This window comes from Maricaulis sp. (genome assembly GCF_015665295.1).
Lineage (GTDB): Bacteria > Pseudomonadota > Alphaproteobacteria > Caulobacterales > Maricaulaceae > Maricaulis.
In genome coordinates this window covers 176,318-191,271 of sequence record NZ_JADFAJ010000003.1, presented here as the reverse complement: position 1 = coordinate 191,271, position 14,954 = coordinate 176,318, and the positions used below count along the sequence as shown (strand labels likewise).

Sequence of the window (14,954 nt, the reverse complement as noted above, 5' to 3'; positions counted from 1 at the left end):
CGGGCAGATATGGGTGAAACCGGCCGCCACACCAGGGCGTGGGCGGCCCGCGTCGGAGTGTGACATGAAACGAATGATGGCGGGCCTTGCCGGCCTGGTCCTGGGCGCGGCCGCATCGGCTGCGTCGGCGCAGGACGCGGTCGGATTTTCCGTGATGGCATTGTCGGACCGTCTGGATTTCCTGCGGGCCAATACGCCGGTCGGCAATCCCTCGACCCTGCTCTATCGCGGCGAGGGTTTTGTGCTGGTTGTGGATCCCGGGCTGGAGCATACCTCGGGCATCCTCGCGGAGCGTGTCGCCGAAGCGCTCGCCGGCGGCCAGCTTTACACCGTCACCACCCACGCCCATCGCGATCACATGGAGGCCAGCCCGGCCCTGCCACGGCCGCTCACGCAGATCGCCACCACCTATCAGTTCAATGGTCTGGCGCCGGAAACCGGCATGACCCGACTGAGCGTGGACGGTGAGATCGTGCTGGGCGAGGGTGCCGTTCGCATCGGCAGTTTCCCGTTGCATTCCTCGCATACCGGCGGCGATCTCTGGGTCCATTTCCCGCAATCGGGTGTCCTGGCCGTCGGCGATCATTTTTTCCTCGACCGCTACCCGATCATCGACGTTGATGGCGGTGGCGATCCGGCCGGTTACTTCGCCAATATCGATTGGCTGGTCGCGACTTTCCCCGCCGATACCCGCGTCGTGCCCGGCCATTCGACCTTTGGTCCGGACGAACCGCGCATTGCCAGCCTCGATGATCTCGCAGACTGGGCCGGCGAACTGCGCAACTCCGTCTCCGTCATCCGCGAGATGTCCGCGCAGGGCCTCAGCGAGGCCGAGATCGTCGAAGCCGGTCTCGGCCCGCGCTTCGCCGCACTGAACGAGCGCCCCCGCTTCGTCTCGGAAGAGCGCTGGATCGGCTTCGTGCTGGCCAATCCGCCACCGGGGTAGGGTCTGAATGACGGCAGGCTATCCATGGGGTGTCGCGCGGGGGGCGCGCGATGCGCCGATACGCCGATACGCCGATGTGCCCCGTCGCCGCAGGATGTCTCGGACCTACCCCTCGCCCTCGATTTCCTCGCGCAGGGCTTCCAGTTCCAGCCAGCGGTCTTCCTTGTCGGCGCGCTCCTGCATGGCGGCGCCGAGGCGTTCGGAGACCTTGGTGAAGCGGGCGCTGTCGGCGAAGAGCTTCGGGTCGGCCATTTCGGCTTCCAGTCGGGCGATTTCCTCGCCCAGCTTGTCGATCTCGGCGGGCAGGAGTTTGAGGGCGTAGCGGTCCTTGTTGGCCATGCGGCGGCGTTCGGGCCTGGCCTCGGCCGCCGGGGCAGGCCGGGCGGCGGTCTTGCCGGAGCCGGATGACTTGCCGCCGGACTTGTCGAGGGCCGACACGCCGGCGCCGCGCTGGGCGACCATGTCGGAATAGCCGCCGGCATATTCCTGCCAGACGCCATCGCCTTCGGCGATAAAGACGGCGCTGCAGCAGCGGTCGAGGAAGTCGCGATCGTGCGAGACCAGGAAGACCGTGCCGGCATAATCCGCGATCAGGCCCTGCAGCAGGTCGAGGGTTTCCAGGTCGAGATCATTGGTCGGCTCGTCGAGCACGAGGAGATTGGAAGGCAGGGCCAGCGCCCGAGCCAGCATGATCCGCGCCCGCTCGCCGCCCGACAATACATGGACCGGCGTGTTGGCCTGCTCCGGCGGGAAGAGGAAGTCCTTCATGTAGGCCATGACATGCTTGGTCTTGCCGCCAACCTCGATCTGGTTGCCCGAGCCCTGGGTGAGGGCCTCCGACAGCGTCCAGTCATCCTTGAGGGCAAGGCGCTTCTGGTCGAGCGAGGCAATTTCAAGCCGGGTGCCAAGCTTGACCGAGCCGGTATCCGGTTCCAGCTGACCGGTCAGGATGTTCAGGAGGGTCGTCTTGCCGGCGCCATTGGGACCGACGAGCCCGATGCGGGCATTGCGGGCGATCTTGGTCGAGAAGTCGCGCACGATGGCGCGGTCGCCATAGCTCAGCGAGACCGATTTGGCCTCGACCACCAGCTTGCCGCTGTCGCCCGCTTCCGAGGTTTCCAGCTTAACCGTGCCCTGCGGGCCGCGGTGGTCACGGCGCTGCTGCTTGAGCGCGTTGAGCTCGCCCAGGCGCCGGACATTGCGCTTGCGGCGGGCGGTGACGCCATAGCGCAGCCAGTCTTCCTCGCGCACGATCTTGCGGTCGAGCTTGTGCAACTCGTCCTGTTCCTGTTCCAGCACCGTGTCGCGCCAGCTCTCGAACTCGCCGAAGCCCTTGTCGAGCTGGCGGGTCTGGCCGCGGTCGAGCCAGACGGTCTTGCGGGTCAGGTTTTCCAGGAAGCGGCGGTCATGGCTGATCAGGACGAGGGCCGAGCGGCAATGGCGCAGCTCCTCTTCCAGCCATTCGATCGCCGGCAGGTCGAGATGGTTGGTCGGCTCGTCGAGCAGAAGAATGTCCGGGTCCGGCGCCAGGGCGCACACGAGGGCCGCTCGCCTTGCCTCGCCGCCGGACACCTCGCCCGGCTTTTCCTCGCCGGTGAGGCCCAGCCTTTCCAGGAGATAGTCGGCCCGGTAGTCGGCATCGCCCGGCGCGAGACCCGACATGACATAGTCGCGGATCGTCGCGTGGGCTGACAGGTCCGGGTCCTGCTCGAGATAGCGGACGGTGGCGGAAGGGTGGACGAAGCGGTCGCCCTCATCGGCTTCGACCAGCCCGGCGGCGACCTTCAGCAGGGTCGACTTGCCCGAGCCGTTGCGGCCGACCAGGCAGAGGCGCTCGCCTTCCTCGACCTGCAGGTCGGCGCCGGCGAGCAAGGGTGTGACCCCGAAGGTCAGGTGGATGTTCTGGAGTGTGAGAAGCGGTGGAGCCATTCGCCACCGCATACAGTTACGCGGCCGGCCGGTCACCCGTTTCCGGCAGGAATGCGCAAAGGGGGACGATCGCAGGCAAGCGTCCCTCTAGCGCAAACCCTGAACAAAGCCTCATTTGCGCCATGATGAGGCGAGGCCTAGGCTTGGCCCGAAGCGTTTACAGAGGGACGCCGGCGCGAGCGGGCGAGGGACAAATATGCTGACCATCAACAATCTCACCAAGACCTATGGCAATGGCGTGCGCGCCATGGACGGGGTCACGCTGGACATTCCCAAGGGCATGTTCGGCCTGCTCGGCCCCAATGGCGCCGGCAAGTCGACGCTGATGCGCACCCTGGCGACGCTGCAGGCGCCGGACTCGGGCACGGCGACCTTTGGTGAGATTGATATCGTCAAGAACCCCAAGGCATTGCGCGCCACGCTGGGCTATCTGCCGCAGGATTTCGGCGTCTATCCGCGGATGTCGGCGCGGGCCATGCTGGACCATCTCGCCGTGCTCAAGGGGCTGACCAACGCCAAGGAGCGCAAGGCGGTGGTCGAGGCCCTGCTGGAACAGACCAATCTCTCCCAGCACGCCAAGAAGTCCGTCGCCTCCTATTCCGGCGGCATGCGTCAGCGTTTCGGCATCGCCCAGGCGCTGCTGGGTGATCCGCAACTGATCATCGTCGACGAGCCGACCGCCGGTCTCGACCCGGAAGAGCGCAACCGCTTCCACAACCTGCTCTCGGAAATCGGCGAGAATGTTGTCGTCATCCTGTCGACCCATATCGTCGAGGATGTCGCCGATCTCTGCCCGAAAATGGCGATCATGAACCAGGGCAGGATTGTCGCCCAGGGGGTTCCGGCCGATCTGGTGAAATCGCTGGAGGGCAAGGTCTGGTCGAAGACCGCCGCCAAGTCCGATCTCGCCGAACTGCGCACCCGCCACAATGTCATCTCCGAACGCCTGACCATGGGCCAGGTCATGATCCGCGTGCTGGCCGACAGCCAGCCGGGCGATGATTTCGCCGCGGCGACGCCGGATCTGGAAGATGTGTATTTCTCGACCATCCGTGGCGGCCAGTCCGCCGCGGCGGCCGCGTAAGTCTCAACCCAGCTGAAAGGAGCACATCATGCTCTCCAAGATCGCCGGGTTCGAGATTCGCTACCAGCTTTTCTCCCCCGTTTTCATCGCGGTTTTCGCGATCTTCTTCCTCCTCGTCTTCGGCGGGGTCACCATTGATCAGATCCAGGTCGGTGGCGGCGGTGCGACCAATATCAACTCGCCCAACGCGCTGACGGTCAACGTCCTGATCTTTTCATTGTTTGGCGGACTGATCCCGGTGGCCTTCCTGTCCTCCGGGGTAATCCGGGACCGGAGCTTCAAGACCGAAGAGCTCTTCTTCTCGCGCCCGATCAAGGAAATGGACTTTGTCCTCGGCCGCTTCATCGGTGGTTTCCTGGCCACCGCCCTGTGCTTTGCCAGCGTTCCGCTGGCCTTCCTGCTCGGCTCGGTCATGCCCTGGCTTGACCAGGAATTGATCGGCCCGACGCGGCTGGACTGGTATGTCTATGTCTATCTGGCGTTTGGACTGGTGAATATGTGGGTGGTCGGGACCATCCTTTTCACCGTCGCAAACTTTACCCGTTCGACCATGCTGGTCTGGGCCGGCTTTGTCGGTCTCCTGGTGCTGTATTTCGTGGGCTCTGCCATCGCCGGCCAGGAACCGGCCCTGCGCGAAACCCTCGCCCTGATCGATCCGTTCGGTTTCAACACCTTCGGCGAGGCCACCCGTTACTGGACGGCGTTCGAGCAGAACAGCCAGGTCGTTCCCTTTGACGGGACCATGATGGCCAATCGCCTGCTCTGGATCGGGATTGGCCTGGCGCTGCTGGTTGTGAACCTGATCACGTTCCGGTTCCGCCGCGGCAATGCCAATGGCGCGTCGAAGCGCAAGTCGGCGGTTGCGACCGGTGGCGCGACCCATGCGATCATGGACATCAAGCTGCCACGGGCCACGCCCAATCTCGGCGGTTCGGCTTCGCGTCAGCAATTCGCGGCCCGCGTCGGCTTCGAGGTGAAGGGCGTTGTGCTCAACATTGCCTTCTGGATCATCCTGGCGCTGGGCCTGTTCAATACGATCCCGGGCTTCTTCTTCGCCAATGGCATTTACGGGACCGACAATTTCCCGGTCACACGTGTGATCATGAACACGATCAACGGGGCCTATTCGATCATCCCGATCGTAATCGTGATCTATTATGCAGCCGAGCTGATGTGGCGCGAGCGCCGCTTCGGGTTCAACGAGATCACTGACTCCACGCCGACGGAAAGCTGGGTCTTCATCACCGCGAAATTCGTCTCGATGGCGGTTGTGATCACGTCGCTGGCCGTGGTCGCGGTCATCGCCGGCATGCTGTCCCAGCTCGCCATGGGCTATACCGTCCTGGAGATCGGCCAATACGCCATTCGCGGTGTGATGGAGCTCATTCTCCCGTCCGTCCTGCTGTCAGCCCTGGCGATCTTCTTCCAGGTCGTGTTCAACAATCGCTGGCTCGGCATGGCCGCCATGCTGGTCTTCTTTGTGGCATCGCTGGTGATGGGCCAGGTCGGATTCGACCATAATCTCTATCAGTTCGGTGCCTCTCCCGGCGCGCCCTATTCCGACATGAATGGCTACGGCCATTTCCTCGGCATGTCGCTCTGGTTCACGGCGTACTGGGGTTTCTGGTCGCTGCTGCTGATGGTCTTTGCCTATCAGTTGTGGAGCCGCGGCGCGCTCAGCCCGATCCGGCAGCGGATCAGCCGCCTGGTGTCGGGTTACACACCCGCCACAGCTCTCGTCGCCCTCATCGCCCTCATCGGCGCCGGCGGCACGGGCGGCTGGATCTTCTACAACACCAATATCCTCAACACCTACATCTCGGGGCCGGATGCCCGGGGGCTGGCGGCGGAGTATGAGCGTCAGTATCTGCACCTGCAGGACGTGCCGCAGCCGACGATTGTCGAGACGGCCTACGACGTCGACATCTATCCGGCCGAGCGCCGCTACACGGCGACCGGTCATTATGTTCTGGAAAACAAGGAAGATACGGCGATCGATACGCTGTGGATTGCCTATGGCCAGGGCACGACCATCCTCTCGCAGGCGGTTGAAGGCGGCGAGCTGGCCTCGTCGGACGAGGGCTTCTACCTCTACTCCTTCGATCTCGGCACGCCGCTCGAGCCGGGCGAGACCCGGCGCTTCGATTTCTCGGTCGAGCGGGCCAATCCCGGTTTCCGCAATTCCGGGAATGTGGCCACCGTCAATTACAACGGCACCTTCTTCAACAATGGCGAGTCGATGCCCATCATCGGCTTCAACGGAAACTGGCGCCTGACCGACCGGCAGCAACGCCGTCGCGAGGGAATGGAGCCGATCGAGCGGGCCTTCCCGCTCGAGGATGAGAGCCACTGGTATGAGAACGGGATCACCAATTCCGACTATGTGACCTTCCGTTCGGAAGTCTGCACGTCGGCTGGTCAGACCGCGATCGCGCCGGGCTATCTGGAGCGGAGCTGGGAAGAGACGGGTGAGAATGGCGAGGCGCGTGCCTGCTTTGAATACATCATGGATCGCCCGATCCTGAACTTCTACTCCTGGCTCTCGGCCGACTATGCTGTCGCGGAGCGGGAGACGGACGGTATCCTCTACCAGGTCTTTTACCATCCAGATCACGCCTGGAATGTCGAACGCATGCTGGAGGCGGGTGAGGACTCGATCGGATATTTCTCCGAACATCACTCACCCTACCAGTATCGCCAGTACCGCATCCTTGAATTCCCGGCCTATGCGACTTTCGCCCAGGCCTTCCCGAACACGATCCCGTTCTCGGAAGGGATCGGCTTCATCGCCGACCTCTCGGACCCGCAGGACATTGACTATGTCTACTACGTGACCGCCCACGAAGCGGCGCACCAGTGGTGGGCCCACCAGGTCATGTCGGCGAACGTCCAGGGCGGCACGATGCTGATCGAGACCTTCGCCCAGTATTCGGCCCTGATGGTGATGCGCCAGGAATATGGCGAGGATCACATGCGTCGCTTCCTGAAGTTCGAGCTCGACAGCTATCTGTCGGGTCGGGGTTCCGAGGCGATCGAGGAGCAGCCGCTCTACCGGGTCGAGAACCAGCAATACATCCATTACCGCAAGGGCGCGGTGATCATGTATGCGTTGCAGGACTATCTCGGCGAGGAGACCGTCAACCGGGCCATGCAGCGCCTGATCGCCGAGCGGGCCTATTCGTCGGAACCCTATGCGACGACGCTGGATTTCCTGCGCATCCTTCGCGAGGAGGCCGGTCCGGAGCATGAGGCCATGATCCATGACTTCTTCGAGCGCATCGTTCTGTTTGATCTCAATGTGACCTCGGCCACGGCGAGCGAGCGCGAGGATGGTCGCTGGGATCTGGTGCTGGAGATCGAGGCTCACAAATACGAGGCCGATGGCGCCGGTGAGCAGACCGAGGAAGCCATCGACTACATGATCGATATCGGTGTCTTCACGGAAAATCTCGATGACGCCTATGAGGGCAATGATCACGTGCTCTACATGGACAAGCACCGCATCAATGAGACCACGATGCGCATCGAGCTGATCGTCGACGAAGAGCCGCGCTATGCCGGCATCGATCCCTACAACAAGCTCATCGACCGCAATTCGGATGACAATCTGATGCCGGTCACGATCGAGTAATTCGGTCCGATAACCGGACTGGAGAAGGCCGGCCCGCCAGGGTCGGCCTTTTTCGTTCGGGCCTGACTTGGCGGACACGCGGAGCCATGCAAAACATCGTCATGCTTCGTCTTCTGCTTGTGCTTCTGCTAGTGCTGGGCCCGCCCATCCTGCTCGCCCCCGGCGGCGCGGCAGCGCAGTCGGATGAAACGCCGGTTGTCTGGCGGGCCGGGGATGATCCTGGCTGGAGCCAGCCTGATCTCGACACGGGCGACTGGCAGGCCCTGGCGCATTTTGCCGGCGCGCAGGACGGCCGGTTCTGGATCCGCGCCCGCCTCGATGCACCCGGGCTGGAACGCCCGGTTCTCTCGATCCGCTCGAATGCCGCCTATGAGGTCTTTCTCGACGGGCAGAGGCTGGGCGGCAGCGGTCGTCCGGGCGTCCCCGGCAACAGGGCGCTGCCGGAGCTGGTCCGGGTCGGTGTGCCCGCCAGCCTGCTTGATCCGGGGCGGCATGTTCTCGCCTTCCGGATGGATGGCGCCAGCCTGGTCGATGGCGACTCAGCCTTCCTGCGCTTTCGGCTCGATGACGCTGCCGAGCTGGCGCGGGCGGATCGCCGGCGCGATGCCATGGACGGGGCGGCCGCCTTGCTGGCCGGCTTTCTTCTGCTGACCGCTGCCGGTATCTGGATCTGGGGCACGCGCCGGGTCGAGCTGGTCATGGTTGTTGGCCTGTGCGCAGGGGCGATCTTGATATTCCTGCTCGATACCGACGGGCGGGCCTTTGCCACGCCGCTGCTGCCGCGCTTCGCTGCCGCCATTCTCCTCACCCTCGCCAGCGCGGCGATCTACGCGCTCACCGCCGCCATCATACATCGCCGCCTTGGGCTGGGCCGACCGCGGTTCTGGGCTGTGCTGGCCGGGATGTGCCTGGTGGTGGCGCTCCTGCCCTTGCCCTTTGTTGGGATGGAGGGGGATCAGCGGGCCTTTATCCTGCTGGCGCTCCTGGCCGTTGGCATGAGCCTGTCCGCCTGGCCGCGGCGGCGGCTCCAGGCTGCGGTCTATGCCGGAGCGGCGCTGGTCTGCCTTGTCGCCATTCTGCTGTTCTCCGGGCAGTTGCGGATATTCCTCGCCCTGCTCGTCGTCCTGATCTCGGTGAGCATGATCGTCGATGTCGTGATGGGCGAGATCAATATGCGACGGGCCGAGCTGCGCGCTTCGCGCCTCCAGGCGGCGCTGGTGAAGCGCAATATCCAGCCACACTTCATCATGAACAGCCTGACCGTCGCGATGGAGTTGCAGGAAACCGATGCCGCCGCAGCCCGCGACTTCATCCGGGCGCTCTCCGAGGAGTTCCGCGCCCTCGCCAGCATGATCGACAAGCCTCGCGTCACCCTGCGCGAGGAACTCGACCTGTGCCGCAGCCATCTGGCGATGATGGCCTTGCGTCTGGAGGCGCAACTGACCCTGGAGACAAGCGGTCTGGATGAGGCGGCTGAATGCCCGCCGGGCCTGTTCCACACCCTGATCGAGAATGCGATCAGCCATAATCGCTATCAGGGGCAGAGCGTGACCCTGACCTTGTCGGCCAGCAGGGAGCGCACCGATCTCACCTACAGTCTGCGCGCACCGCTGCTGGGTCCCCGCGTCACAGCGCGACCAGGATCGGGTTCGGGGACACGCTATATCGAAGCGCGGCTCGAGGAATTTGCGCCGGGCCGATGGACATTCAGTTCAGCGCCCGAGGGCGATGTCTGGGTCAGCCGGGTCCGTATCGTCGGAGGGCTCGCATGAGCCGGATCAATGTCCTGATCGTCGAGGACGAGCCTGTCGTCGCGCGCCGGGTCGAGCGCCATTGTCGCGCGGCGCTGGGCGAGGCCGCCGGGCGCATCGAGCGGGTCGATGGCGTGGAGGCAGCCGTCGGGCAGTTGCAGACCGGCGCCTTCGGCCTGGTCATGCTGGATCTCAATCTGCACGGCGAGGACGGGTTTGATGTGCTTGATCGGATGACCAGTCATTCCGCCCACACCATCATCGTCTCGGCCTATGCCGACCAGGCTGCGCGCGCCTTTGATCACGGCGTGCTGGATTTCGTCACCAAGCCCTTCGAGGCCGAGCGGATCGCCCTGGCTATCGAGCGCTATCGTGGCAAGGCGGCGGCAAGACCGGAAAAGGCGCGCTATCTCAGCTTCCGCAGCGGGCGCCGCGTCGAGCGGGTTTCGCTGGACGAGGTCATCCTCGTGCGCGGCGCCGACAAATATGCCGAAGTGGTGCTGGGCGATGGCCGGGTGAAGCTGCACGACAAGTCGATCGGCAAGATCGCGCCGCTGATGCCGGACAGTTTCATGCGGGTTCACAAATCCTGGATCGTTCGGCTCGATTGCGTGGAAGGGCTGGAATCCTTTCCCGGCAATCGCCATGCGCTGGTCTTGAAAACGGGTGAGCGCGCGCCCGTGAGCCGATCCCTCATCAGCCAGGTGCGCGCGCTCTTCCAGTAGGTCGGCGGGTGTCAGAAAGAGACGCGGACGCCGGCCCCGAGCGTGTATCCGTCATACTTGAAGGATACGTCTGACGAGCCGAGCGGGGCCGTCAGGGCGTGATCGGTCTCCATCACGCGCAGGTATCGCAGGTCCGAGAACAATTCGATGCGCTCGGAAACCTGGACGCTTGCGCCGCCGATCAACTGGAATGAGACCGCGGAGGCGTCGCCGGAAACCGAGCCGCCCGCGCCGGTATAGTCGGCCGTCACCCTGGCCAGGCCCAGCCCGCCACCGAGATAGGGTGAAACCCGGCCTTCGGTATTGAAATCGACATAGGCATTGGCCATCAGGCTGGTCGCGGTCAGCCCCTCGCCGGACACGGCCTGCCCGGTGCCGCCGATCGCGAAACTATTGATTTCGCCACCGCGGCGCGCCAGCTCGAGTTCAAAGCGCATATTGTTGTGGCGGCGGCCGAAGGCGACCGAATAATAGGCGGCATTGCCCAGCTCGCTGTCGATATCGACAGCGCCGGCGCTGGAATCCGTCTGTTCCACCGCGCGCAGGCCGAACTGGCCGGCAACATAATTGTCCTGGGCATGGCTGATTGCGCTGAGGCAGAGCGCGGCTGTGGTAGCGATAAGGGTAGCGTATTTCATTGTCGTCATCCTGTGTTTGACCTTGAATGTTCGGCCAGCCACCGCGGGTCGGTGCCGGCTCGTCAGGTCTCCGGCTTAGGGCGTGAAACGGCAGCCGGGCAGGGGGTGGTTCGCCAAGTGCTCTGCTGACGGCGGGAACGGCTCGATACCTGTCAAGGCGACCGCAAAGACCGCCGCCGCCACCGGCGGCGCGGTGCTGTCGGACGGATTTGTGATGAACCGGCTGAAAGGCGGGATGGGCGCCGCGTGGTCGGGCTTGAGGCGCATGGCGCATTCATGCTGCTCTCGCATTCATCATGGGGAGTTGTGATGCGTCATCTTTTCAGGATCGGCCTGTTGGCCGCGGGTTTGGGTTTGAGCGTCCTGTTTTCCGAAGCGATGGCGCAGCAGAGCGACTTTGCGCCGCAGGTGTCGCCCGGCGGTCGCTGGCTGGTCTATTATTCCTATCGGAACGGCGCATCGCCGGACCTGTTCCTGATCGATGTTGAAACCGGGGACGAGCGGGCCCTGACAGAGACCGCGGATGTCTGGGAGATCGAACCGCACTGGAGCTGGGACGGGCGATATATCCTGTTCGGCGCCGGGGCGGGCATGCCGGACATCCGGCCTGCCTTCCTCGAATTGGAGCGCGGGCGGCCAGCCGGTCCGGTCCGCCGGTTTGACAGCGCACCGGCCGGCATGCGGCGCGTGACCGCGGTGGAGCCCGGGCAGAGCGTTCTCTATGTCCAGGAGTACGGGTTTCCCATTCGCCAGCGCTTCTCGATCTACCGCCCCGGCGATGGTGCAACGCCATGGCTTGACGCGATGCCCGAGGGCGAGTTCGCGGTACCGTTCCTGTCGCCCGACGGCAGTTTCCTCATCGCGGTCCGCGAGTTGGACGGGCAGACGGATATCGTTCGTGTCGATCACTCGACGGGTGCGGTGCTCGCCCTGACGGATACGCTGGAGGCAGAAGCCTATCTGGCATGGAGCGCCGGCGGCCGATGGTTGACCTGGTCCCAGGCTGATGCCTCCGGCGCGCGCCAGATATTCGGCCTCGAGCTCGACGAAGGCGGGCATCCCGTGGCCGACGCCCGATTGTTAACCCGTGGCGAGGCCGGTCAGGTTCACTTTTTCTCATCCGTGTCAGACGATAACGCCTGGCTCTACCATGACGCTTCCACCCCGCAGGGGTTTGAGCTGCGTCGGCGCCGCTTCGGTGATCCTGACGGGCCATACGAGACGTTGACCCGACGGGTCCCGGCCGGGGATTGACAGGTCAGGCCGCGCTGATCGCCTGCACGACCGGGTGCGGGATCGGCGAGTACATGCGGCGGCGGCGACTGTCATCGTGCAGGCCTTCGGTTCCCGGCGGGACCCGGGTGACGCTGGCGATGAAATCGGAGAACAGCATCATGGCCTCGCGGGCCTGGAGGAAGCCCTTGGCGTTCTGCCTGGCCCAATAGCTCCAGTATCCCGGCACGTGGCTGACAACGGACAGGTCGCTGCCGACATCATAGAACAGGTTCGGCGCCTTCATCAGGAAGTTGCGGAAGCCGTGGACGTCCTCGCCACGACAGAAACGGCCGAAGACGAGCTCGTACTCGTCCATCACCGAGGTCAGGTTTTTCCAGCGATGCCGCGTTTCCTCGATGATCGAGCGGCGCATATGCTGCAGTTCGTTATACTCATGATCCGAGGCGCCGACGATGCTCACCGCCTTGAGCTGGGTGATGAAGGATTTCAGCGCGCCCAGCGCCTCGCTCATGCACCAGCGATAATAGAGAATGCCCTTCCACCCGAAAATGCCGGCCTTGAACTCGATCTCGGTCATGTCGAGCGATTTGCGCAAGGCCTGCATGCGGCCGTCGAGATCGCCGGACAGGAGCTGGCGCGTGAAACGCATGGCGCGCTCATCATCGCGGCCGCCATCCTTCTCGCCGAACGCGAGGGCGACGACCGAGACAATCTGCTTGGCGACGGATTGCTCCATGCGTTCGACCTCGGCGTCGGTGATATTGAAATAGCATTCATCGATCGGGCGGACATGGTCGCGGAATCGCTCGGCGAGCAGGAAAGGGTCGAAGGAGGGCAGGGCTGCCAGTTCGCGCAGGCGGATGAGGTCGAGATCCAGAAGATGCGGTTCATCCTTGCGCTCGAAGAGTGTGCGCATCTTGCCGGCAAAGCCGATCTCCTCGACGAAGACGGCGTGCCCGCCCAGTGCCAGATCGGTGTGGGCAAGCGGGACCAGGACCTTGGTCACGACCGGCTGGTTCGACATCACATAGGGACGCTCATGGGCGCGCACCGTGTGCTTGACGATAAAACAGCGGTTGAGCCGGGAATGCAGGAAGAAGGGATTGTCGGCATGGGCATCGAATTCGCCATGGCGATTGGCGATTGAATGCAGGTCGAGAATGCGCGAAGTCGCGCCGCCCTTGACGATGTTTCGCAGGTCAGACCGGACCGTTTCGCGGATTCGTGTCATTGGCACCTCTCTTCCCAAAACGCAGGCTAGAGAGGCTGTTTTAAGGTTCGGTCTGCGCCTGTGCCGGTATTCGAAATTCAATTGAATTGAATGCCGGGCACTGCGGTTAACGCGCCGCCGGCTTGAGCGCGGCGAACAGCAGGCCGGCCAGCGCCCCTCCCGCGGACAGGGTCAGCAAGCCGGACAGCTCGCGGCTGGCAGCAACCGGCGTGATGAGCGAGTTCAGAACGGCGCGGTAATAGAGCGTGATGGTGGAGATCATCACGATGATGGCGACGGCGCCGGCGAGGGTGAAGCCAAACAGTCGCCAGGCCGGGCCGAGCCAGGCTGCAATCAGCCCGGCCACCGGAAATGCGATGGCAAAACCGATCGCACTCAATGCGCCGAGTGTGGGCCCGAAGCTGACCAGATCGCGGGTGATGGCATCCATGCGGACGGGTAGCGGTATCTCTGCGCCGATCCGGACCAGGGCCTGCAGGTCGACATGCGTATTGGCGAGGCTGACCAGGACCGTGCCGACCACCACCGCCGCCAGATAGCTTGCCCCCGTGCGCAGCCAGTTCATGATATCGGCCTCTCCGCCACTCTACAGCCCGGCCGCGAGCCTATAGTCTGGCATTCGACACGACAATTCGGGAGTGAGGCGATGCGGGCAGTTCTGGCCAGTCTGATAATGATGAGCCTTCTGGCAGCACCGGTACCGGCGCAGACGCGGGAAACCGTGGTCGAAGGTCTGGAATACCCCTGGAGCCTGGCCTTCCTGCCTGATGGGCGGATGCTGGTCACCGAAAAGCCGGGGCGCCTGCGCATCGTGACGCCGGAGGGCATGGTCTCCGATCCTGTCAGCGGGGTGCCCGACGTCTTGTGGTCCGGTCAGGGCGGCCTGCTGGACGTGGCGCTCTCGCCATACTTCGAGAATGACAGCGAGGTCTATCTCACCTGGTCGGCCGGCTCGCCTGACGACAACACGCTCTATCTGGGTCGGGGCCGTCTTGAAGGACAGGGTCTGGCCGGGTTCGAGATTCTGTTCGAAGCCACACCGCAGCGCAGCAGCAATGTCCATTATGGCGGCCGGATCGCCTTCCTGCCGGGGGATATCACCGATCACCGGCCGGGCAGCCATGCCCCGATCCCGGACACGCTCGTGCTCGGAATTGGCGACGGGTTCGACTTTCGCGAACAGGCCCAGAATCCGGCCACCCATCTGGGCAGTTTCGTCCGGCTGACGCTGGACGGCAGGCCGATGGACTCGCCCTTCGAGGGCGCTGCGCCGGGCGTCTTTTCCATCGGACACCGCAATCCGCAGGCTGTGCTCTATGATGCCCGGACCGGTACGCTCTATTCCAACGAGCACGGCCCGCGCGGCGGCGACGAGATCAATATTCTCGAGGCGGGGGCCAATTACGGGTGGCCGATCGTCAGCCGGGGCATTGATTATACCGGCGCCCTGGTGACCCCGTTCGAGACCTATGATGGCATGCGCGAACCGATCCATGCCTGGGTTCCGTCAATCGCACCGGCAGGCATGGCGCTCTATCGCGGTGACATGTTTCCCGAATGGGAAGGCGACCTCCTTGTGGCCGCCCTGATCGCCGGCGATGCCGATACGCCGTCCGGCCATGTCCGGCGCGTTGATCTGGAAGACGGGGATGTGGTTGGCGAGGACATCCTGTTCGGCGAACTCGAGGCGCGCATCCGTGACGTCCGGGTCGCGCCGGACGGGGCGATCTGGCTGCTGACCGACGAGGCCGAGGGCCGGCTGGTCCGCGTCGCGCGATAGGGT

Annotated in this window: 11 protein-coding genes; 7 read left to right on the top strand and 4 right to left on the bottom strand. The window is 64.1% G+C overall.

The annotated features are described in order from the left end of the window. The first annotated feature begins 64 nt into the window (after window positions 1–64). Complete coding sequence (locus tag QZZ02_RS02360) at window positions 65–946, top strand: MBL fold metallo-hydrolase (RefSeq protein ID WP_291841975.1); 882 nt, start codon at window positions 65–67, stop codon at window positions 944–946. A gap of 105 nt (window positions 947–1,051) precedes the next feature. Here QZZ02_RS02360 and QZZ02_RS02355 read toward each other — a convergent pair whose 3' ends face one another. Beyond that, the gene (locus QZZ02_RS02355) at window positions 1,052–2,875 is read right to left on the bottom strand and encodes an ATP-binding cassette domain-containing protein (protein WP_291841974.1); all 1,824 of its coding nucleotides are present in this window, start codon (window positions 2,873–2,875) and stop codon (window positions 1,052–1,054) included. A 196-nt stretch (window positions 2,876–3,071) separates the two neighbouring features. Here QZZ02_RS02355 and QZZ02_RS02350 point away from each other — a divergent pair, with 196 nt between their 5' ends. The 4 genes from QZZ02_RS02350 (at window position 3,072) to QZZ02_RS02335 (ending at window position 10,066) form a co-directional block, all read left to right on the top strand. Beyond that, window positions 3,072–3,959, top strand: a complete 888-nt coding sequence (locus QZZ02_RS02350) for an ABC transporter ATP-binding protein (protein WP_291841973.1) — start codon at window positions 3,072–3,074, stop codon at window positions 3,957–3,959. Window positions 3,960–3,987: 28 nt separating this feature from the next. After that, window positions 3,988–7,590 carry a M1 family aminopeptidase gene (locus QZZ02_RS02345; protein ID WP_291841972.1) on the top strand — a complete coding sequence of 1,201 codons (3,603 nt, stop codon included), beginning with the start codon at window positions 3,988–3,990 and terminating at the stop codon, window positions 7,588–7,590. A 101-nt stretch (window positions 7,591–7,691) separates the two neighbouring features. Next, window positions 7,692–9,362, top strand: a complete 1,671-nt coding sequence (locus QZZ02_RS02340; protein WP_291841971.1) for a histidine kinase — start codon at window positions 7,692–7,694, stop codon at window positions 9,360–9,362. Then, complete coding sequence (locus QZZ02_RS02335) at window positions 9,359–10,066, top strand: LytTR family DNA-binding domain-containing protein (protein ID WP_291841970.1); 708 nt, start codon at window positions 9,359–9,361, stop codon at window positions 10,064–10,066. The genes QZZ02_RS02340 and QZZ02_RS02335 overlap by 4 nt, the downstream gene beginning before the upstream one ends. 11 nt (window positions 10,067–10,077) lie before the next feature. Here the strand turns inward: QZZ02_RS02335 and QZZ02_RS02330 are convergent, their stop codons facing one another. Continuing rightward, window positions 10,078–10,704, bottom strand: coding sequence for an outer membrane beta-barrel protein (locus tag QZZ02_RS02330; protein WP_291841969.1), 627 nt, complete (start codon window positions 10,702–10,704; stop codon window positions 10,078–10,080). 309 nt (window positions 10,705–11,013) lie between these two features. On the opposite strand from QZZ02_RS02330, the gene QZZ02_RS02325 reads away from it, so the two are divergent. Beyond that, window positions 11,014–11,958, top strand: a complete 945-nt coding sequence (locus QZZ02_RS02325; RefSeq protein ID WP_291841968.1) for a hypothetical protein — start codon at window positions 11,014–11,016, stop codon at window positions 11,956–11,958. Window positions 11,959–11,962: 4 nt separating this feature from the next. On the opposite strand, the gene QZZ02_RS02320 is transcribed toward QZZ02_RS02325, so the two are convergent. Continuing rightward, entirely contained in the window at window positions 11,963–13,171 is a 1,209-nt protein-coding gene (locus QZZ02_RS02320) for a hypothetical protein (protein WP_291841967.1), read from the bottom strand. Between the two features lie 106 nt (window positions 13,172–13,277). Beyond that, window positions 13,278–13,736, bottom strand: coding sequence for a hypothetical protein (locus QZZ02_RS02315; protein WP_291841966.1), 459 nt, complete (start codon window positions 13,734–13,736; stop codon window positions 13,278–13,280). Between the two features lie 81 nt (window positions 13,737–13,817). Between QZZ02_RS02315 and QZZ02_RS02310 the strand changes: the two genes are divergently transcribed. Then, window positions 13,818–14,951 carry a PQQ-dependent sugar dehydrogenase gene (locus tag QZZ02_RS02310; protein WP_291841965.1) on the top strand — a complete coding sequence of 378 codons (1,134 nt, stop codon included), beginning with the start codon at window positions 13,818–13,820 and terminating at the stop codon, window positions 14,949–14,951. Window positions 14,952–14,954 lie beyond the last annotated feature (3 nt).